The 1,560-nt window shown below is 36.3% G+C and carries 1 protein-coding gene; it reads left to right on the forward strand.

Annotated elements, in window-relative coordinates; translation table 11 throughout:
- The first annotated feature begins 54 nt into the window (after positions 1-54).
- On the forward strand, positions 55-1,485 hold the full coding sequence (locus HY987_RS06305; protein WP_292756742.1) for a transposase: 1,431 nt from the start codon (positions 55-57) through the stop codon (positions 1,483-1,485).
- Positions 1,486-1,560 lie beyond the last annotated feature (75 nt).

The raw sequence follows: 1,560 nt of genomic DNA on the forward strand, positions 1-1,560 counted from the left end.
AACCCAAGTTTGACAGATAAATAGAAAAAGTGTTCTTAGCAGTTTGATTCTGCTATGAAACAAACTAAACTAAGAACGTTAACAATAAAACCCAACTACAATATATCTCTTCCGGTTGGAACCGCCTTTGCGGTGAAGAAATACAGCGAAAAACTTGATTTTGAGAATATCTTTTCAAGATACAAGAAAAAAGGCATAGGTATTATTGGTCTTATTGAGGCTATGATTACCTACCGTTTAACAGAAAACCAAAGCACTTCTCGTGCAAGTGATTGGATTAATCGCACAGATGTACTAAATCTCTTTGAGTTGAGTGCGTTTGAAGAACGCACTCTTTTTCGTGTCCTAGAAATTGCGGGAGATAATTATGAAGAAATAATTCATCTTCTCCAGATTACTTTGTTTAAATTATATGATTTTCCTCATACTGATATCAACATGGACTGGACAAGCTTTGTGCTTTGGGGCACTAAAGCTGAATTGGGAGAATATGGTTATAGCCGAGCCCATAGGCCAGATAAAAAACAAATTACAGTTGGTATTTCCCAATTGGGCGGACCAATTAATATTCCGGTTGGTCTTACTGTGCAAACAGGGAATACTAATGACCAAACACATTTCAAGAAGACATTCTTGCAGGTGTGTGAACACCTCAAACTGGATTCAATGGTTGTCTTTGACAAAGGTGCACAAAGCAAAGATAATCTTGATCTTGTGCTTGCACACAAAATGAAATATCTTTCAGCCAAAAAGTTGAATAAGAGTGATGATAAACGAATCAAATCGTTTATCAAATCAAAAGAGAATTGCATTGATGAAGAAAAAGGGATTCATGGGATAATTATTGAGTATCCCAGTCGATTCGATTATTTCTTTTTTTCGGAACAATTAAAGCGTGACCAAATCGAAGCTAAACTTCGGATGGCGGAACATAAGCTTACTGAAGCAAAAGAGATTCAATCTGCATTGGGCAAAGGAAAGCCTTTGCCAGCTAGGTTTTTGCTCAATAATCCACTGGTTGATATAACCTATTCTTATCAAACAAAACTCAAAGATCTTACCGAGGAACAAGCAAGAAAGCTCGTTCAAAGTGCTTCAATTAGTGGCAGAGAAGGTTTTTTCTGCCTTGTTTCTTGCGAGAAATTGACATTAAGTCAAGCATTAAAGATTTATCGAATGAAAGATTCAATTGAGAAAGTTTTCCAATCTCTCAAAAATGACATTAATATCAAGCCACTGCGAGTATGGACGACAAAAAGTCTTTGTGGAGCGATTCTCATTGGCTTTTTGGCGCAATTAGTAATATCGCTGATGCGATATGACTACAAAGAACTGAGTCAGGTTGCGCCAAAATTCATCAAAATCAGCCTGATGAATTTGACAGTTACGATAGAAATGCTTGAAACTGGGAGAAAAAAAGAAATTTATTCCAATTTTGATACGATAAACACACTAATTTTAACCCAGAAAGCAGCAGGAACATAGCAAAAGAGCAGATAAATTACCAACTGTCAATTAAGTTTTGCCATTGAGTTAGTTAGCAAACTGTCAAACTTGGGT

It is taken from the genome of Methanobacterium sp., assembly GCF_016217785.1.
Classification (GTDB): Archaea; Methanobacteriota; Methanobacteria; order Methanobacteriales; family Methanobacteriaceae; genus Methanobacterium.

What these genes read in the sequence shown, in the direction of transcription:
- HY987_RS06305 (WP_292756742.1), top strand. Translation starts at nt 55, where the DNA reads ATGAAACAAACTAAACTAAGAACGTTAACAATAAAACCCAACTACAAT.